Source organism: Blautia caecimuris, from assembly GCF_024622975.1.
Taxonomy (GTDB): Bacteria; Bacillota; Clostridia; order Lachnospirales; family Lachnospiraceae; genus Blautia_A; species Blautia_A caecimuris.
In genome coordinates this window covers 1-20,039 of sequence record NZ_JANJZT010000043.1, presented here as the reverse complement: position 1 = coordinate 20,039, position 20,039 = coordinate 1, and the positions used below count along the sequence as shown (strand labels likewise).

The 20,039-nt window shown below is 42.8% G+C and carries 19 protein-coding genes; all 19 read left to right on the top strand.

Translation table 11 applies throughout. The features are described 5' to 3' along the window. The first annotated feature begins 367 nt into the window (after positions 1-367). Entirely contained in the window at positions 368-1,072 is a 705-nt protein-coding gene (locus NSA57_RS17630) for a lantibiotic protection ABC transporter ATP-binding protein (RefSeq protein WP_147598669.1), read from the top strand. Continuing rightward, positions 1,073-1,837 carry a lantibiotic immunity ABC transporter MutE/EpiE family permease subunit gene (locus NSA57_RS17625; RefSeq protein WP_257465622.1) on the top strand — a complete coding sequence of 255 codons (765 nt, stop codon included), beginning with the start codon at positions 1,073-1,075 and terminating at the stop codon, positions 1,835-1,837. Next, positions 1,837-2,574, top strand: a complete 738-nt coding sequence (locus NSA57_RS17620; protein ID WP_173752619.1) for a lantibiotic immunity ABC transporter MutG family permease subunit — start codon at positions 1,837-1,839, stop codon at positions 2,572-2,574. Before NSA57_RS17625 ends, NSA57_RS17620 begins: the two co-directional genes overlap by 1 nt. A gap of 12 nt (positions 2,575-2,586) precedes the next feature. Beyond that, complete coding sequence (locus NSA57_RS17615) at positions 2,587-3,246, top strand: response regulator transcription factor (protein ID WP_147598666.1); 660 nt, start codon at positions 2,587-2,589, stop codon at positions 3,244-3,246. Then, positions 3,237-4,799 (top strand): sensor histidine kinase, encoded by a 1,563-nt coding sequence (locus NSA57_RS17610; RefSeq protein ID WP_257465621.1) that lies wholly within the window; start codon positions 3,237-3,239, stop codon positions 4,797-4,799. Before NSA57_RS17615 ends, NSA57_RS17610 begins: the two co-directional genes overlap by 10 nt. 121 nt (positions 4,800-4,920) lie before the next feature. Further along, complete coding sequence (locus tag NSA57_RS17605; protein ID WP_257465620.1) at positions 4,921-5,604, top strand: response regulator transcription factor; 684 nt, start codon at positions 4,921-4,923, stop codon at positions 5,602-5,604. After that, complete coding sequence (locus NSA57_RS17600; RefSeq protein ID WP_257465619.1) at positions 5,601-6,521, top strand: sensor histidine kinase; 921 nt, start codon at positions 5,601-5,603, stop codon at positions 6,519-6,521. The genes NSA57_RS17605 and NSA57_RS17600 overlap by 4 nt, the downstream gene beginning before the upstream one ends. A gap of 77 nt (positions 6,522-6,598) precedes the next feature. Beyond that, the gene (locus tag NSA57_RS17595) at positions 6,599-7,282 is read left to right on the top strand and encodes an ABC transporter ATP-binding protein (protein ID WP_257465618.1); all 684 of its coding nucleotides are present in this window, start codon (positions 6,599-6,601) and stop codon (positions 7,280-7,282) included. Then, positions 7,272-9,929: an ABC transporter permease gene (locus NSA57_RS17590; protein ID WP_257465617.1), complete on the top strand. Its 2,658-nt coding sequence runs from the start codon at positions 7,272-7,274 to the stop codon at positions 9,927-9,929. Before NSA57_RS17595 ends, NSA57_RS17590 begins: the two co-directional genes overlap by 11 nt. A gap of 108 nt (positions 9,930-10,037) precedes the next feature. Continuing rightward, positions 10,038-11,888: an ATP-dependent nuclease gene (locus NSA57_RS17585; protein WP_257465616.1), complete on the top strand. Its 1,851-nt coding sequence runs from the start codon at positions 10,038-10,040 to the stop codon at positions 11,886-11,888. Between the two features lie 221 nt (positions 11,889-12,109). Beyond that, positions 12,110-13,675, top strand: coding sequence for an alkaline phosphatase (locus NSA57_RS17580; RefSeq protein ID WP_257465615.1), 1,566 nt, complete (start codon positions 12,110-12,112; stop codon positions 13,673-13,675). 3 nt (positions 13,676-13,678) lie between these two features. Further along, the gene (locus tag NSA57_RS17575; protein WP_178709382.1) at positions 13,679-14,917 is read left to right on the top strand and encodes a YibE/F family protein; all 1,239 of its coding nucleotides are present in this window, start codon (positions 13,679-13,681) and stop codon (positions 14,915-14,917) included. Positions 14,918-15,127: 210 nt separating this feature from the next. Continuing rightward, positions 15,128-15,676 (top strand): LOG family protein, encoded by a 549-nt coding sequence (locus tag NSA57_RS17570; protein ID WP_257465614.1) that lies wholly within the window; start codon positions 15,128-15,130, stop codon positions 15,674-15,676. Positions 15,677-15,840: 164 nt separating this feature from the next. Beyond that, a complete protein-coding gene (locus tag NSA57_RS17565; protein ID WP_257465613.1) occupies positions 15,841-15,984 on the top strand; it encodes a hypothetical protein in 144 nt (47 codons plus the stop codon). Next, on the top strand, positions 15,971-16,612 hold the full coding sequence (locus NSA57_RS17560; protein WP_257465612.1) for a TetR/AcrR family transcriptional regulator: 642 nt from the start codon (positions 15,971-15,973) through the stop codon (positions 16,610-16,612). The genes NSA57_RS17565 and NSA57_RS17560 overlap by 14 nt, the downstream gene beginning before the upstream one ends. 88 nt (positions 16,613-16,700) lie before the next feature. Further along, on the top strand, positions 16,701-17,666 hold the full coding sequence (locus NSA57_RS17555; protein WP_257465611.1) for an ABC transporter ATP-binding protein: 966 nt from the start codon (positions 16,701-16,703) through the stop codon (positions 17,664-17,666). Between the two features lies 1 nt (position 17,667). Then, on the top strand, positions 17,668-18,441 hold the full coding sequence (locus tag NSA57_RS17550; RefSeq protein WP_257465610.1) for an ABC transporter permease: 774 nt from the start codon (positions 17,668-17,670) through the stop codon (positions 18,439-18,441). Between the two features lie 239 nt (positions 18,442-18,680). Continuing rightward, entirely contained in the window at positions 18,681-18,959 is a 279-nt protein-coding gene (locus tag NSA57_RS17545) for a hypothetical protein (RefSeq protein WP_257465609.1), read from the top strand. Between the two features lie 20 nt (positions 18,960-18,979). Next, complete coding sequence (locus NSA57_RS17540; protein ID WP_330671380.1) at positions 18,980-19,657, top strand: GTP pyrophosphokinase; 678 nt, start codon at positions 18,980-18,982, stop codon at positions 19,655-19,657. Positions 19,658-20,039: the final 382 nt, after the last annotated feature.

Genomic DNA, 20,039 nt, shown 5'->3' with positions numbered 1-20,039 from the left:
CAGTGTATTTGGAGAACAATGTGATATTGGACAGATAAAACATCTCATCTTCTAAAAAAGTGCTTTCAATTATATAGAGGTAATCTGGGCAATTTTGAGTCGATAAGCAGTCGTATTTTAAGTAGCACAATGAGTTAAATTACGATACCATTATAGTGGAGGAATAGGAAACAATTAAGGAGCCCCCCTTTTTATGGCTCGTCAGGAGCAGAGCGAAATTTTTGTTGTTAAATTTCTTCAAAAGTATATTTCCTTATAAATTCCTTATAATTGTCTTTTATCCTGTAGGTACAATAAGAACAACGGGTAACGTCAGACCGAAAATTCCCGGGATTCTTAAACATATCTTACTTACAGGAGGGAAAAGATGAGTCAGAATATCATTGAGATCAAAAATCTTCAAAAGTCTTTCAAAAAACAGCAGGTTTTAAAAAACATTTCTCTGTCTATACCGGAAAACTGTGTATATGGGCTTCTGGGGCCGAACGGAGCAGGAAAATCCACTTTGTTAAAAATGATAACAGGGCTTTTGAGGCCGGATTCCGGGCAGATTATTTTTCAGGGGCATCCCTGGAGCAGAAAGGATCTGAAGGATATCGGAGGCCTGATTGAAACTCCGCCTGTTTACGAAAATCTTTCTGCCTGGGAAAACCTGAAGGTACGGGCTTTGATCCTGGGGGAAACAGAAGCGCGTATGAGGGAAGTGCTGGAGATTGCAGATCTGACTGACACAGGAAAAAAGCCCGCCGGGAAATTTTCTCTGGGAATGAAGCAGAGGCTGGGAATTGCCATTGCTCTTCTGGGACATCCAAAGCTTCTGGTTCTGGATGAACCGGTAAACGGTCTGGATCCTCTGGGTATCCAGGAACTGCGCCATCTGATCCGGAGCTTTCCCGATCAGGGGATCACGGTTCTGGTATCCAGCCATATTTTAAGTGAGATTCAGCAGACTGCAGATTATATAGGAATTATAGCAAATGGAAAACTGGGATATGAGGGAATTGTGGATGAAAGTCAGGATCTGGAACAGCTTTTTATGAAAATTGTGGCAGTAGAGAGAGGGGTGAGATAAATGAATACATATCTTAAAGCAGAAAAAATGAAATACCGTCATACGTTTCTTTGGTGGCTGATGATATTGATGCCTGCGGTAAGCGCTTTTCTGTCTGCCCAGCTGACTCATAATTATTTTGCCATGGACGGATATAACTGGTGGTACATGTTGATGATGCCGGGATTTCTGACAGTGGCCTGCTCTCAGATTGGAGGAAAGGATCATAAAAAGCAAAACCGTACAATCTGGGTGCTTCCGGCAGATATGAGAAGGATCTGGGATGCAAAGGTGCTGTTATCGGTTATGGTAAGCGGACTTGCTACTTTGTTTCTGACGGTTTTTGTTCTTGCAGGTTCTGTCATTATGGAAAGAGGACTTCATATGACCTTTTTTAATGCCCCGTCCGTACCGGCTCAGATTCTTGCGGCAATACTGATCTGGCTGACTTCTTTGTGGCAGCTTCCCTTCTGTCTGTTTCTGGTGCAGAAAACAGGAGTGCTGGTTATGGTGATCATAAGTGTGGGACTAAGCCAGGTAGCCGGTCCTCTTATGGCTCTGGAAAAATTATTTTTCCTTATTCCTTATGGGATCACTCCAAGAGTGATGTGTCCTGTTTTAAAGACTCTGCCTAACGGCTTGCCGGCACAGCCGGGACAGATGACATATACGCCTCAGCTTATGAGCATACCGGCTGCTGCGGTTGGAGTTGTGGTCTCTCTTTTGTGGTTTGCTGCGCTCTGGTATTTTATACGAAAATGGTTTCAAAGGCAGGTGGAAAAATAATGAGACAGCTAAAAGCAGAGTTTTATAAAATGCGCCACACCTTTTTGTTTCCCCTTCATGTGATTGTTCCTGTGGCTGCCGGCGTTCTTTTTCTGGCATGGACAAGAATCAGCGCACAGCTTCAGTTTTCCGTTTTTGTGCAGGCAGTGGGAGTTGTTTTTCCGGTACTGGCATCTGTGATCTGCGCCGGAAACATAGAGCTGGAGTTATCCGGTCATCTGCAGGGATTTCTTATGACTACGGGAAAAAGAGAAAGCATTTTTCTGGCAAAATGGATGAGCCTTGAAATTCTGGCTTTCCTGGCAGTAATGGGCTCTGTGATACTCTATGGAGTGGGAAACAGAACGATATTGGGTGATATGGAGATCCCGTTTTCTATTTTTTTGAAAGCAGGAGTGTTTCTCTGGCTTGGAAGTCTGCCTCTTTATCTGGAGCATCTGTTTCTGAATCTCTGTTTTTCAAAAACAGTGTCTATTGCTGTTTCCATAGGGCAGCTTCTGATCTCCGCTTTGTTTCTGACAGGACTTGGACAGGGAAAATGGCAGTATTTCCCCTGTTCCTGGAGTTCCCGGGGAACTTCTTTGTATCTTGCGGAAAAATTTAATAGAAGAGTGGCTCTGGGAGCTGCCAATACAGATCTGAGAGATATTCTGACCTGTATCTTGCTGGGAACGGTTCTTTGTGTCATAATCTTTATATGGTTTCATTTTTATGAGGGAAGAGAGGTTTCCGAATAGGAGGAGGAAAAAATGACGCGGATTCTGGTAGTTGATGATGACAGAGGGATTTTGAACGTGATACGTAAAGCCCTGGAAAAAGAAGGATATCAGACAGATACTCTGGACGATCCGGAAAAACTGGATTTTCGGCGCCTGAATGATTATCAGTTGATTCTTCTGGATGTGATGATGCCGGGGACAGACGGTTTCAGTTTGTGCCGGAGAATCCGTGACCAGGTAGATTGTCCTATCCTTTTTGTGACAGCAAAAACAGACGAGGCCGATCTTATGACCGGTCTTGGAATCGGCGGAGATGATTATATTACAAAGCCTTTTGGCCTGGGAGAGCTGAGAGCAAGGGTTGCCGCCCACCTAAGGAGAGAAAACAGAGAAAGAAAGCATGTGATAACTCTGGGAGAGCTGTCTTTTTCCCTGAATTCCAGACAGGTGTTTTTTCAGGGAGCGGAGATTCCTTTTACAAAAAGCGAGTATGCCATCTGTGAATATCTTGCTCTGAATCGGGGACAGGTCTTTTCCAAGGAAAGGATTTACGAGCATGTATTTGGGTACGACGGAGAGGGGGACAGCTCTGCCATTACCGAGCATATAAAAAATATCCGGGCAAAGCTTCAGAAGTATGGGGTATCGCCGGTAGAGACTGTGTGGGGGATCGGATATAAATGGAAATAAGAAAAAAGAAGATTTCGCTTGCAGGACTGTTTGGCCGTTATATTTTTATGTTTGTGACAGGAACTTTTTTTGCGGCGCTGATCTCCGGCGCGGTAATGTTTTTTTTGATCCTGATTCCGTCCGGTCCTTTTCTTCCGGCAAATTACGCGGAGCAGCAGCTGATAAATACAAAGGAAACGCTTCAGGAAGCGGATATTACAGAAGAGGAAATGATTCCTTCGGGCAGTCTTTACGGTGTGTTTGACCGGGAGGGCAGCTTTCTTTACGGAACCTTTGATGAAGAGGTGCAGAAGGACGCCTGGAAAAAATATAAAACAGATACTATATACCCTCAGGGAAAGGGATATTATTTTTTTGTGGAAAAAAATAACGGTGAAATCTGTATTATCAAGTATTTTGTTGCCATGCGCTATGCAAAAGAAAAACTGAATGAGATTCTTCCTTCGCCAGAAACCTTTAATATGATTCTGACGCTGGGAGTTTTTATTACTCTTACTGTGTTAAACGGATGTTACCTGTCCGGGAAATTTGGCAGAAAGCTGAAAAAACAGCTTGCCTGCCTTACTGAGGCAACAGCGCGTATTTCTGAAAATGATCTGGAATTTGCTGCTGAGACCTCTGAGATCCGGGAGGTGGACGAGGTTATGGCTTCCCTGGAAAAAATGAAAGAGGCTCTGAAGGTCTCTCTGAAAACCCAGTGGGATACTGAACAGTTGAAAAAACAGCAGCTTTCTGCCCTTACCCATGATATCAAAACACCTCTGACCGTAGTTCGGGGGAATGCGGAGCTTCTTGTGGAGGCAGAACTGCAGGAGGATGACCGGGAATGTGCTGAGGAAATCCTTAAAAATGCAGGATTTATCGCAGATTATCTGGATTCCATGAGACAGGTACTGAAGGGGCAAAAGGAACAAAAGAGCTGGCAGGAAGTTTCAGTAGAAGAATTGTCAGGGGAAATTTGCGATTTTGTAAGGCAGCTTGCAGCAGTTCGAAAAATACCGCTATCCTTTGAGGTGAGGACTGAAAAACAGCTGCAGAAAAAAGAAGCAAAAAAAGATTCCGGGAAAAACGTAAATCAGGATATCTTCCCCTTAGAGGGAAGCCCTGAAGAAGCGAAAAGTATTCTGTGCTGTAAGGAGGAGATTCTCAGAGCCTGGGGGAATCTGGTAGACAATGCCATAGAGCATACAGATCCAGAGAAAGGAATCTGTGTGACCATTGAAAGAGAAATTTTACAGGCAGAGATTATGGGTGAAGAAGATTCTGCAGGGAAAACAGATTTTATCAGAATATCAGACAGTGGACAGGATCACAGGGAATATCTGAGAGTTTCTGTGAGGGATTATGGATCGGGATTTAGTCAAAAGGCCCTTCTTCATGGAAAAGAAGCATTCTTTAGTGGAGATGAAAGCCGCCATGACAGAACTCATCAGGGGCTGGGGCTTTCGATTGCAGCAGATTTTATGAAACGGCAGGGGGGATTTGTAGAATACCATAATGTGGATAAGTCACAGGGAGCCGAGGCTTCACTGTGGATCTGTATGAAGAGATAATAGGATTTCCTGAGTCTGTCTTGCTTCATGGAAGATATCATGATATCCTAAAAACAAAGTGATTCTTTCAGGATCAAAGGTGCTGTTTGAGGGCAGCAGGACTCAGGAGGTCGGGACATAAATGCTTATATTTTTAATTGAGGATGATGAGGCTCTGGCAGAGGGGATTTCCTTCATGCTTGAAAAAGAAGGGTATGAGACAGAACGGTTTTCTGCCTGCAGCGACAGCCGCAGGGCTCTTGAACAAACTCAGCCGGATCTGATACTGCTGGACTGGAATCTGCCGGATGGTGACGGGCTTATGCTTTGCCGTGAAATATCAGAAAAGTGGAAGATCCCCATACTGATGATCACTGCCCGTGACATGGAGATCGATCAGGTCATGTGTCTGGAAAGCGGAGCGGACGATTATATTGCGAAACCATTTTCACTGGCAGTTTTAAAGGCAAGGATTGCGGCGCTCCTTCGCAGGCAGGGAGGACAGTCGGAAAAAGCCGGGCAGCTTATCTCAGGGCAGATCCGTGTGGATAATAAAGAAATGAGAGCATGGAAAGAGGATGAGGAACTGGACTTAAGCCTGACGGAATATCGTATTCTGAAGTATTTTCTGGAAAACAAAAACCAGGTGCTTTTAAAAGAACAGATTTTATCCCATGTGTGGGATAATGGAGGAAAATTTGTAGAGGAAAATACTTTAATGGTCAATATCCGGCGGCTTCGTACAAAAGTAGAAAAAGACGCTTCTCATCCGGAATATATAAAAACTGTTCATGGAATGGGATATCTGTGGGAGGAGCGGAAATGACGCAGAAATTACTGACAGGGGGTCTGGTGCTGGCTCTTGCGGCAGTATTTCTTCTTGGTCTTTATTATCTGAAATGTTTAAAGCGTATGCAGAAGCTGCTGCGGGATTATCAGGAAACAGGCACAGCCGGTTTTTCTACTATGAAAGAGACACAGGAGTCAAAACTGGAAAACACTTTGCAGAGACTTCTGAATCAGGCTGAGAAAAAAGAGATTCAGGCAAAAAAAGAAAGAGATGAGGTTGCGGCGCTCCTTTCAGATCTTACTCACCAGCTGAAAACACCTATGGCAAATGTGATCATGTATACGGAGCTTCTGGAGGATGAATCTCTTAAAGCAGAGGAACGAGAGAGATTCACACATCTGGCCGGAACTCAGGCAAAAAAGATGCAGTGGCTTCTTGAAAATATGCTGAAAGCGTCCCAGCTGGAAAAGGGGATCATCTCCTTTTCTGCGGAATATATAGGTATTCGTGAAACCATCGGACAGGCAGTAAGCGGCGTTTATGCTCAGGCAGAGGATAAAAATATTACGATTATGGTAGAAGCATTTGAGGACAGAAAGCTGTATCACAATCCTAAATGGACAGCAGAGGCGCTTGAAAATATTCTGGATAATGCGGTAAAATATTCTCCTTCAGGAAGTACAGTTACGGTTCGGGTATATCCGATGGAACTGTATACCCAGATAGAAATCACAGATCAGGGAATCGGAATTCCCAGGGGAGAATATAATAAAATTTTCCAACGTTTTTACCGAAGCGGCAATGCGGCGCAGACGCAGGGCAGCGGTCTGGGACTGTATCTGGCTCAGTTAATTTTAAATAATGAAAAAGGATATGTTACGGCAGTTTCCCGACCGGGCGAAGGCAGCAGCTTCCGTGTATTCCTTCTGAATGAAGTTCTGACAGTTTTGTAAGAACTTTTTTCTTTTTTGTCAGGAATATGTCAGAAACCAGTGATATGATAAAAAATAAAAAGAAGGAGGCGAAGATCATGGAAATTTTAAAGACAGTAGATCTGAAAAAATATTATGGATCAGGTGAGAATCAGGTAAAGGCTCTGGATGGGGTGAATCTTTCTGTGGAGGAAGGAGAGTTTGTATCAGTGGTTGGAACAAGCGGTTCCGGAAAAAGTACGCTTCTTCACATGTTAGGCGGACTGGACTATGCCACCTCAGGAAGTGTAGTTGTATCAGGAAAAGAAATTTTTAAGCTGAATGAAGCAGAGCTGACAATTTTCCGAAGGAGAAATATTGGATTTATTTTTCAGAATTATAATCTTGTGCCTATACTGAATGTTTACGAAAACATTGTACTTCCTATTCAGCTTGACGGGGAAAAGCCGGATCGCAGGTTTATTCAGGAGATTATGGAGATGCTTGGCATTCAGAATAAAAAGAACAGTATGCCCAACCAGCTTTCAGGAGGACAGCAGCAAAGAGTTGCCATTGCAAGGGCTCTGGCAAGCAAACCTGCGATCATCCTGGCTGACGAGCCAACAGGAAATCTTGACTCCAGGACAAGTCAGGAGGTTCTGGGACTTCTGAAGCTGACCGGAGAGCGGTTTCAGCAGACTATTGTGATGATCACTCATAATGAGGCTATGGCTCAGCTTTCAGACAGGGTGATCCGTATTGAGGACGGAAAGATCGTAGGAGGGGAGCAGGATGAAAAATAATAATCAGGAAGTAATGCGGCGCCTTTCCATGCGAAGTCTGAAAAACAACAGAATGCGAAATACCTTTGCCATTGCGGCAATTGCGCTTACCTGTATGCTGTTTACTACACTGGCAGCCATGGGAACCGGAATTTCCGATGCCATGCAGGAATCTACCATGCGGGAGGTCGGGGGAAGATTTCATGCAGGTCTGAAGGCTGCAACAGCGGAGCAGATGGAAAAAACAGTATCAGACAGTCGGGTAAAAGATTATACATGGAATATTTTTATTAGCGTAGCTGAAAATCTGAATAAACGTCAGTATGAGATCAGGATGCCACAGGGAGAAGAGGAGTTGGAAAATTCTTTTATCAAACTGGAACAAGGCACTATGCCACAGAAAGAGGAGGATATTATTGTTGACACGTATGTTTTAGATGAATTGAGACTTCCTCATAAGCTGGGAGGGGAGATACCTCTGGAATTTACGTTTCATGGGAAAAAGATCACAAGGACTTTCCGGGTGTGCGGCTGGTATGAGGGAAACAGGCTGGGACATGCCTCGGAGCTTTATGTATCAGAAGCCTTCTGGAACCAGCTGAAGGGAAACCTTACAGACAGGGATTTTAAGAAATGGGCAAAGGAAAATCCACAGGATACAGGTGTTGGTCTGTATTCGGTTGGCCTGTATTTTGAAAGTCCAAAAAACAGTGAGGAAACCGTTCGTTCCGTAATCCGGGAAGCAGGCTATTATCCAAATGGAGAGGATGAGGGATACAGCTGGGAAGAATCTCTTGATTATGGTGTAAACTGGGCGTATATGCAGAACCGGGCAGAAAATTCAGATCCTCTGACAATTGTGGTTTTATGTTCTGTGTTTGTTATTATTCTGCTGGCTGGATATCTGATCATTTATAATATTTTTTATATTTCTGTATTTCAGGATATCCGTTTTTATGGATTGCTAAAAATAGTGGGCACTACAAAGAAACAGATCAGAAGTATGATACGCAGGCAGGCTCTGATTTTGTCGGCAGTGGGAATTCCCATTGGACTTGCATCAGGATATGCGGTGTCAAATCTTATTTTTCCTTTTGTAATGGAAATGACAGCCTATACAGATCTGGATCTTAAAATAAAATTCCGGCTGTCAGTGGCAGTATTTGGAATTTTGTTTGCCCTGATCACAGTATTTATCAGCTGTCGCAAACCGGGAAAAATTGCAGGAAGTGTTTCTCCTATCGAAGCTATTCGTTATACAGAGGGAAACAGAAGCCGTAAAAAGAACAAAAAATCAGAAACCGGCGCTCAGATTCACCGTATGGCTCTTTCCAATCTGGGACGCAGCAGAAAAAAGACAGCTTTGGTTCTGGTTTCTCTATCCATGAGCACGATACTTCTCTGTATGGTTCTCACAGGGGTGGGAAGCTTTCGTGTGGATGCCTATCTGGAACAAAGGCTTCTGGGAGATGTTCTGCTGGCATCAACGAATATTGTGGGAAACGGGGCAGTAAGAGTTGGTGATTATGAATTGGACAAAGACTATGTAAAGCTGGCAGATTCACAGCCGGGAGTGATTTCCAAAAATGAATTATGGCAGGTCTATGGAATCGCAGATATTTTTATGGATGAGAAAGCCCTGAACCGTTATCGGAAATATCAGGAGGAAGGAAAGCTTCGTCAGGATGAATGGGGTATGGAGGTTATTCATAATGCAAAAGAAAAACAGCAGCTTGATACAAGGATCTATGCCTATGATGAAGCTGTACTGCCAAAGTTGAAGGTACTGAAGGGAGAACTGGATCTGCAGAAATTTGCCCAGGGAGGTTACGTTCTTCTCACTGATATTATAGGAGATTATACAGCCGGCGCTTCTGTGTATGAACCAGGAGAAAAACTGAAAGTTCTTGAGGCCTCAGAGGATTCAGATTTTATAGAAACAAAGGATGAAAATGGAAATTCCACAGGTGGGTACTGGGAAAACCTGAAGGAAACAGAATATGAGGTAATGGCAATCGTGGAAATTCCGGCAAGCATGACAGATCAGTCTTATCCGGTCAATGGTGTACAGATGGTGCTTCCAAAGCAGGATGTACAGAACAGCCTTGATAGCTGGTGCTTCGGTATTTCTTATGAGGTAGAAAAGGAATATCTGGAACAGTTTACACAGGCAGTTAAGGATTATTCAGAGAATGTAAATAAAAATATGGGATATTTGACAAAGAGCAGTCTGGAAGAGGGATTCCAGACCATGATCGGCTCAATCCGTATGATAGGTATTGCACTCAGCGCCGTGATCGCCTTTATTGGTATTTTGAATTTTATTAATTCTATTATTACCGGAATTCTTGCCAGAAAGCATGAATTTGCAGTTTTGTGCAGCATAGGAATGACCGAGCAGCAGTTGAAGCGGATGATTTTGGAGGAAAGCCTGTATTATGTTCTGATCTCAGGAATCATCAGCGTGGCTCTGGGCACTGCTCTTTCCAGAATAATTCTTTTGGCTCTGAATAACGTGATCATGTTTTTTGCTTATCGTCCGAATTTCCTGGCATTTGTGATCATGCTTCCGCTGTTTCTTGTTCTGGCAGCTCTGGTGCCTTATCTGGCTTATAACCGGATGAAAAAAGAAAGTATTGTGGAACGGCTCCGTAATACTGAGGAGTAAAAGAGAATATGAAATTTTTACACATTGACATCTCTCTCCAAAAGACTAAAATGAAATAAAAACCACAGAAAGCAGATATGATATCTGTCCCGGAGGGAGGCGCACACTATGCAGATCACTGATCTTAGAATCCGCAACTTTAAATCCATTAAAAATCTCCATATTGCCGACATTGAGAATGCTTTGATCTTGGTAGGCCAGAATAACACGGGAAAAACAGCAGTGCTGGATGCTGTCAGAGCAGTCAGTGGCGATTATCAGATTCAGCAGGAGGATTTTCTGGAAGATTACCCCAATATAGAAATTATGGTAAAACTGAGGATTACCCAGGAAGATCTTACAAGACTGCAGAAAAAGCGTATGATCAGTCCCTACCGGAATTACGCTTCCTGGTATCAGGATTTTTGCCGGAAGCTGCCCTCCTATCAGGATGGGATTCTGACCTTTGAGTTTGTGGCAAACAGGCAGGGAAGAATCCGGTACAGTGACGGTTATCAGAAAAACAATATCAGCATTCCAAAGCTTTTTCCAAGAGTTTATTATATAGACGCCCAGAGAAAGCTGGATTTTCTGCAGGAAAACCTTCTGCTTTTGCAGGAGGATGAGCTGCTGAAGCAGATGCGTTCTGACTGCTGTATGTTTGACCGGGCCAAAACCTGTACCCACTGTTTTTCCTGTATTGGCTATCTGAAGCAGAAAACAGTTCAGGAGCTGAACGCTTTTGAGACGGCAAGACTTCTGGATTATAAGCTTTATCAGCTGAATCTGAATGATTTTTCCAGACGGGTGAATGAGAGGTTTCGGAAAAACGGAGGGAAAGAGCAGATTTTTTATTCCATGAACCGGGATATTGAAAAGATGCTTTCTGTTACCGCAGAGGTTTATGATGAAAAGCAGAAAAAATATAAGTCCATTAATTCTCTTGGAAAGGGAATGAGAAGCATTTATATGCTGTCTCTTCTGGAAACCTGTGAGGAAACAATGGATGATGCGACGGATCTGATCATTGTGGAGAATCCGGAAATTTTTCTTCATCCAAAGCTCCAGAATGAATCCGGGGATATCCTGTATCGTCTTTCCAAAAAAAGCCAGGTGATTTTTTCTACTCATGCGGCAAATCTTCTGTCAAATTTTAACAGCAGACAGATCCGGCAGATGGTTCAGGGAGAGGACGGGTATGCCAGAATCAGTGAAAAAACAGATATCAGTGAAGTTCTGGATAATCTGGGGTATTCCGCAGGAGATCTGATGAATGTAAATTTTGTGTTTATTGTAGAAGGAAGGCAGGATAAATCAAGACTTCCTCTACTTTTGAAAAAATATTATTCAGAGATGTATGATGAAAATGGAAATCTTCAGAGGATTGCGATCATTACTACAAACAGCTGTACCAATATCAAAACCTATGCCAATCTGAAATATATGAATCAGATTTATCTGAAGGACAACTTCCTCATGATCCGGGACGGGGACGGCAGAGACAGAGAAATGCTGAAGCATCAGCTCTGTAAATATTATGAGGAACGGAATCAGGAGGATGTGGACCGTCTGCCGCGGGTAATGCCGAAAAATGTGCTGATCCTGAAATATTATTCTTTTGAGAATTATTTCCTGAATCCGGCAGTAATGGCACAGCTTGGAATCGTGGATTCTGAACAGGAATTTTATGAGACATTTCTGGCAAAATGGAAAGAGTATCTTCACCGGATCAGCAGTGGGAAAAAGCTTACAGAGGTTCTTGGAAAGGATCTGGAAACAACAGAGGATGTGAAAAATCATATGGAGGAGATAAAGATCTATTTGAGAGGTCATAATCTTTACGATATTTTTTATGGAAGATATAAAAAGGAAGAAACAGAGCTTTTGACCCGATACATTGAGCTGGCGCCAAGGGAGGATTTTGCAGATATCCTGGATTCCATTGAACGTTTTATTTATTTTGAAAGCCGGAAAAACTGAGAGAAATATTTTTGGAGAGGCAACGCAGAGCTGTGGTGATCTTTTGCATGGAGATTATCTGTAAGTTTACATTCCGTAAAAACTTTTAAGTATATTTAACATGGGCATGCGTGTACATTTGACTTTGCACTGATAAGATATGTTCCTGTAAGGAGGCAAATGGCTTCCATAACTGTAATCTCAATAAAATGAAAGAAACAGGAAAAGGAGAGCAAAATTCTATGAATGCAAAAAAAATCAGTGCGTTACTGCTGGCAGCAGCCATGATGATCCCATGTGCGGCACCGGCACAGGTATATGCGGCAGAGACAGCTCAGGAAGAAACGGCAGCACAGGATGCAGAGGTAAAGGCACCGAAATATATTTTCCTTTTTATTGGTGACGGAATGAGTTATCCTCAGATTCAGACAACAAACTATTACCTGAATGCCATAGAGGATGACGGAGATGATATTCTCACAAGTGAAAGCAAACTGAATATGATGAAATTTCCGGTAGCAGGTTCAGCACAGACCTATGACAGCACCTCTTTCTGTCCGGATTCCGCATCCACAGCAACCTCTATTTCTACCGGACATAAAACCTACAGCGGAACCATTAATATGGATGAGAAAATGGAAACTTCCTATGAGACTATTGCAGAAAAGCTGAAAAAACAGCTTGGCTATAAGGTGGGAATTCTTTCCACAGTAAATCTCAATCATGCTACCCCGGCAGCTTTTTACGCTCATCAGGCATCCAGAAACAATTACTATGAAATCGGACAGGAAATGATCGCCAGTGAATTTGATTATTTTGCAGGCGGCGGTCTGAAAAAGCCTGCCGGAGAGGACGGAGACAAGACTGATCTCTATCAGCTGGCACAGGAAGCAGGCTATAAAGTAGTAAAAACTCAGGCTGAGACAGAGGCGCTGACAGCAGAAGACGGAAAAGCAATTGTCATTGACGAGACTCTGGCAGATGATGATGCCATGAGCTATGATATGGACCGTGTGGAAGGCGAATGGGCGCTTGCAGATTATGTGGAAAAAGGCATTGAGGTTCTGGATAATGATACAGGCTTCTTTATGATGGTAGAAGGCGGAAAAATCGACTGGGCCTGCCATGCCAATGATGCGGCAGCTACCATTACAGATACTGTGGCTATGGACAATGCAATTGGAAAAGCAGTAGAGTTTTATAATGAACATCCGGACGAGACTCTGATCCTGGTAACAGGAGATCATGAAACAGGCGGTATGACTATTGGTTTTGCAGGAACAGATTATGATACCTTCCTTACAAACATCAGCAACCAGAAAATTTCCTATGCAAAGTTTGATTCTGATTATGTAGCTGGATATAAAGAAAACAAAACAGATTTTGACACGGTTATGAAAGACATTACAGAGCTTTTTGGACTGCAGGCTCCTCAGGGAGAAGCGGAAGCCACCAATCAGGCAGACAGCAAGGACGTACATCCGGAGGGAGAAGAAAGCGGTACTCTGGTAATGACAGACTATGAATACAACAAGCTGAAAACAGCCTATGACGAGACTATGAGCCGTACAGGAGAGGAAGAAGAATTCGGTCAGGAGGAGTATCTTCTTTATGGAAGCTATGAGCCTCTTACCGTAACCATTACCCATATCCTGAACAATAAATCCGGAATTAACTTTGCTTCCTATGCACATACAGGACTTCCGGTAGAGGTTTTTGCAATGGGCGCAGAGCAGGAGCAGTTTGACGGCTACTATGACAATACAGATATTTTCAATAAGCTGGCAGCAATTACAGGAGTACAGTAAGGAATGAAAAACAGACTGAAAAAAAGCTCTGTTTCCTTAATTGCCATACTTCTGATGGTCATCCTCATAGTTCTTCCCACGGGCTATGAGGATGCTGTTATTTTTAAGGGAACAGATAAGGTTAAGGCAAAGGTGGTTTCTACAGATGAGAGCACTGTAAAAAGCTCCGGTCTGATCCAGTCAGGAGAGCAGTTCTGTCAGGTGGAGCTTCTTGGCGGCAAATTCAAAGGGGAGACAACCAGAGCAGTAAATATGCTCAGCGGCTCTCTGGAATCTGATAAAATGTTTAAAAAAGGCGATATTGCTCATGTGGTTGTCAGCTATAATGATGACGGGATCACCTCTGTAACCATGAGCGATCATTACCGGTTGGACAAAGAGTTTCTTCTGGCAGGGATGTTTGTGATTCTTTTGATTGCTTTTGCAGGATGGACAGGACTCAGAGCAGTGTACTCCTTTGTGATCACCATATTGACTATCTGGAAAATCCTTGTTCCGGCTTATCTGGGTGGGATCAACCCGGTGTGGTGCGGGATTCTTATTACAGGGTTTCTGACTTTGATCATTATTTTTCTGGTGTATGGGTTTGACCGGAAAACCGTGGCGGCAACAGGAGGCGCTCTTCTGGGCGTTCTGATCACCTGTGTGATCGGGTGTATTTTTACAGATGCGTTTAAAATCCACGGGGCGGTAATGGCATATTCAGAGAGCCTTTTATACTCCGGCTATCAGGATCTGAATCTGACGAAAATATTTATGAGCGGTATTTTTATCGGAGCTTCCGGCGCCATGATGGATCTTGCTGTGGATATCACCTCTGCGGTGAATGAGGTGGTGCATAAAAAGCCTTCTATCGGATGGAAAGAGGCGGCGCGTTCCGGCATGAATGTGGGACGGGCGGCTATGGGAACCATGACAACTACTCTTCTTCTTGCCTATTCCGGCGGCTATATTGCGCTTCTTATGACTTTTATGGCACAGGGAACACCCATAGAGAATATTCTGAATTACAAGTATGTGTCAGCGGAAATTCTGGATACCATTGTGGGAAGCTTTGGACTTGTGACCGTTGCGCCATTTACAGCGCTTACCAGTGCAGTCCTTCTTACCGGAAAGAAATATAAGGATCAGGTTGCCCGGGAGCTTGAGGTAGAAGTTTCTGTTCAAAAAACAGAGCAAAATATTTCTGATGCAGAGCCCTGCGAGGCAGAATTTGAAGTTTCAGAGGTGGTATCTGAGTAAAGGTTATGGAATTGTTTTTATTGGCAGACCCATTATAATGCAGACAGAGAGCTTGTTGCTGTGAACGGCAATGAGCGTTCTGTCTGTTCTTTATTGCAGGGAATTTTTATATACTGTAGAGGCAGAGTGTGGTAAACTGATATAAAAATCAGGCAGTCAGAGGACTGTATGTGGATAACTGCAAATTTTCAGGACAACAGGGAGGATATCATGAATATATGTGTATATGGCGCTGCCAGCGCAAGGCTTGAAGAAATTTATTACAAAAAGACACAGGAGCTTGGAGCTCTGATGGGAAAGCAGGGACACGGACTTGTGTTTGGAGGGGGAGCAACCGGAATGATGGGAGCAGCCGCAAGAGGCGTGCATTCAGAAAACGGATATATTTTGGGGATTGCTCCCAGGTTTTTCGATCAGCCGGGAGTTCTGTATGAGCATTGTACAGAGTTTATTTTTACAGAAACCATGAGAGAGCGGAAACAGCTTCTGGAAGAAAGATCCGATGCTACCATAGTTGCGCCCGGAGGTATTGGAACTTATGAAGAGTTTTTTGAGATCCTGACACTGAAAAGTCTTGGAAGAATTGACCGCCCGGTTGTTCTTTTTAATATCAATGGATATTATGACGGGATGAAAGCGCTTCTGGAGCATACAGCAGATGAGAAGTTTATGGACAGAGAAATCCTTGATCTCTGCCGTTTTATGGAAGACCCCGTGGAGATTCTGGATTATATAGAAGAATACAAAAAAGAGAAGTAATTCAGAAACCGGCTTACAGATTGCTGGAACAGAACAAACCGCAGAATCATACAGCTTAATATTTGTTATGTCCGCATATTACGGCTTCTATTGTGCAAAATTCGATAGTTACTCATTTATATTATAAAACTGACTTTACATAAAAATGCGGGGGCGGTATAAAAGTGACATGGGAGAAAACAGAAGGAAAAGCCACTGAGGAAAATACATTCACAAAGAATGTAATTATTGACAATATAGATGCTGCAGGTTATAATAAAAGAAACATACGAAGAGAATGTAAAGGAGAGTTTCATGGCAAGAAATAAATATCCGGAGATCACAGTTGAGAAGATTCTGGAAGTATCTCAGCGGCTTTTTCTGGAAAAGGGATATGACAATACAACAATCCAGGATATTGTAAATGAGCTTGGCGGTCTGACAAAAGGGGCTGTTTACCATCATTTCAGATCAAAGGAAGAAATTATGGATGCTCTGGGGGAAAAGCTCTTTTTTACACATAATCCTTTCGAGGCAGTAAAGAAACGGACAGATCTGAATGCTTTGCAAAAAATGAAGCTTGCTATTCAGATGAACCAGTCAGATGAGCAGCAGGTAGAACTGACCAGACAGGCAGTGCCGATTTTGAAAAATCCTCATGTTCTTGCAAGAATGATTGAATCCAACCGCAGGATTCTTTGTCCTTACTGGCAGGAACTGATTCAGGAGGGGATTCAGGATGGCTCTGTCCAGACAGAGTATCCAAAGGAAATGGCAGAGCTTCTGGTTCTTCTGGATCTGTGGATGATTCCCTCTCTTTTTCCGGCAGATGCCAAAGAGCAGAGTAGAAAATATCGGTTTATATCTGAAATGCTGAAAAAAATAGGACTTGAGCTTTATGATGAGGAAATTGAAGAAATGATCAGCAAGCTTCCTTATTATGATCAGGAGTCATGAAATAGATAAAATTGCCTGTGTATACAAGGTAATTTTATATTAAGAATTTACATTCGTTCAGTATGTATGAAAAAGAAGGGAGAGCTTTATGATAAACACAGAAATATCAGTAATGGGATTAAAAAAGGGATTTAAAGACAAAGAGGTTCTTAGAAACGTAAACCTTTCTGTGGCTCAGGGAAGTATTTATGCGCTTTTGGGTTCTAATGGCGCAGGCAAGACCACAACGGTCAGAATACTGACAACACAGCTTGCTCCGGATGCAGGAAAAATAAAGATCGGTGGTTTTGATCTGCAGTCTCAGCCGGAGAGGATCAGGCAGATCATCAGTGTAACCGGACAGTTTTCCGCAGTTGATGAGCCGCTTACCGGGAGAGAAAATTTAAGGCTTATGGCAAAAATGAGACATCTTTCTGATCCTGAAAAAAGCGCGGAAAAACTTTTGAGGGAATTTCATCTGACAGAAGCAGGGGATCGCAGAGTTTCTGCCTATTCAGGAGGAATGAAACGGCGATTGGATATTGCAATGAGTATTCTGGGAAATCCGCAGCTCCTTTTTCTGGATGAGCCTACCACGGGACTTGATCCCCAGAGCAGAAGAAGCATGTGGAATATGGTGCGAAAACTGAAAGAGTCAGGAATAACGATTTTTCTTACTACCCAATATCTGGAAGAGGCAGAAGAGCTGGCTGACAGAATCGCCATACTGGATCAGGGAGAAATTATTGCAGAAGGAACGGTGGCAGAATTAAAAGGTCAGGTTCACCGGGAGACGGCAGAATTTATTTTTGCGGACAAAGAAACGGTAGAAAAAGCAAAGCTTCTTGTGAGGCAAAATAAAATGATACGGATCTCTGAAAAAGAATCCGGGTTTTTTCAGGAAAAAGATGGAAGGTATGGGTTTGGTGTTTTTACAGGAGGAGAAAAAGATAAGCTGGCAGAGATTTTTCATCATCTTTATGAAAACAGGATTCACATCTGCGATTTCAGAGAAGTAAAGCCAAGTCTTGAGGACGTGTTTCTTGAAATGATTTGTGAGAAGGAGAAAAAATAGTATGAGATCATATGCAAAAAATTACAGGGATACATTTACAATGGCCGGGCGTTGTCTGCTTCTTTCAGGCAGAAATCCGGATACAATTCTTACAAGCATCATGCTTCCTGCAATGATGATGGTGCTGTTTGTGTGTCTGTTTGGAAAAGTGATCCGGATTGAAGGTATATCTTATGTGAATTATATTGTTCCGGGAATCCTTTTACAGTGTATCGGGCAGTGTTCGGCAACCACTGCTGTTTCTGTAAACAGAGACATAACCGGGAAAATGGCAGAGCGGTTTTGTATTCTTCCTCTAAAAAAAGGAGCGATTCTTACAGGATATGTACTGGAGGCATTTGTGAGGGGAATGATAACCTCAGGAATTGTTCTGCTAGCTGCTGCGCTTATGGGATTCCGGCCTTCCTCGGATCTATCAGACTGGGGGATTGTTTTTCTGTTGATTTCAGGCAGCATTCTTACATTGTCATGGCTGGCTGTTATTACAGGACTTACAGCCAGCAGCGCAGAAGGGGCAAGCTCTTTGTCGGCAGTGGCGATTATCCTTCCATATTTAAGCTCAGGATTTGTTCCGGCAGAAGTTCTTCCGCCTGTGGTGCGAACCTTTGCAGAATATCAGCCTATGACTGTTATGATTGATACTATGAGAAATGCATTTCTGGGAAATAAGGCTGATCTGTCTGATATTGCTTTGGCAGCATGCTGGTGCCTGGGGCTATGTGCTGTATTTTCTCTGACAGCAGGGCATTTATTTAAAAGAAAAATGGCGTTATAAGTGAGGTTATGGATACTGTTTACAGGTCACTGTCCTGACACATACAGGGCAAAATGTCATCACCGAAAATGTATTTTGACCAGGTTACTGTGAACTGAACGAACAGTAACGGGCCCTGGCAGGAAACAGACCTTAGCTGACCTTAGAGTAAATAATTCTGTACCCCGGCGTTCTGTTATGGTAAAATATGAAGCGGTTAACAAAGTCTGATATAAAGAAGCAGCAAAGGAGATCAGGATATGGAAGTAGCGGAAATGCTTGACATGCTGAAACAGAAAGCACTGAGAGATAAAAAGCTCAGGGAGGAGCTTCTGGAAACAAGGGAAGCAAAACATCCTCTTGAAGCATTTTGTAAAAAATGTCAGGAGCAGGGATATCCTGTTTATGAAATGGAGCTTATCAGCGCAGGAGAAGAGTTTTATGCATCCATGAAAAGAAGCACCAACGGCGGAGGCGAAAATTCTCCTGTACTGGAGGGCGAAGACGATTTTTATGAGCTGTTTTTTGCCGGATTATAATAGAAATGGGGGAAAGAAATTTGAAAAGCAACAGAAGTGGTTTTACATTTGACGAACTGATAGCGGGAGAGAGACCGGAAGAATTTATAGAATCGGCCCAGCCCTTTATGAAACTGATGATGCAGTATCAGTGCGCCATGCTGGAAGTACAGACAAAATTTGAAGTTTTAAATACAGAGCTTTCTATGGACAGTGACAGAAATCCCATAGAATCGATTTCCTGTCGTATTAAAAAGCCTATGAGTATTGTGGAAAAACTGAAGCGCAAAGGCGTAGAGGTAAGTCTCAGCAGTATAGAAAAGAATCTGCATGATGTAGCCGGAATCCGTGTTGTCTGCTTTTTTCCAAAGGATATTTACAGACTTGCAGAAAAAATCTGTTCACAGGATGATATCCGCCTGATCGAAAAAAAGGATTATATCCAGAATCCCAAGCCAAACGGCTATCGAAGCCTTCATCTGATTCTGGAGGTTCCGGTATTTTTTGCAGACGAAAAGAAATGGATGCAGGTGGAGGTACAGTTCCGTACCATTGCCATGGATTTCTGGGCAAGTATTGAGCATAAAGTAAAATACAAAAAGGACATTGATGCCTCTACCTCCGATATTGTAGAAAAACTGCGGGGATGTGCAGAAAGTATTCATTCGATTGATCTGAGAATGCAGGAGATCAGCGAGTGTATAGAGGCAAGTAATTAATTGAAAAAATAAAAGTCAGACACTAAAAAACAGCCTTGCAGCAGGCTGTTTTTTAGTGGGAGTGTTCAAGAGGGAGCACCTGTAATAAACGATAAAAAGAAATACTTGATTAACCAAACAAGCAGATTAAAGAGCATATTTTGTATGGACAATAACGAAATGTAGTGACAAATCAAAGTGAAAATGTTTATAATCAAAACATAGTAGATTTTACAGAATACAGGAGAATGGTTTTTAATACAGCGGATAAAATTTCATAACGGTAGTGTCAAATAATCTATGAAAAACAGAGCTAAAGAAAAAGACTCAAATGAACCTTGAAAATTGCAGATATTTATTCCGATAAGCTCTCCGAGGGCTCAGGGCGTTGCCCTGAGAACCT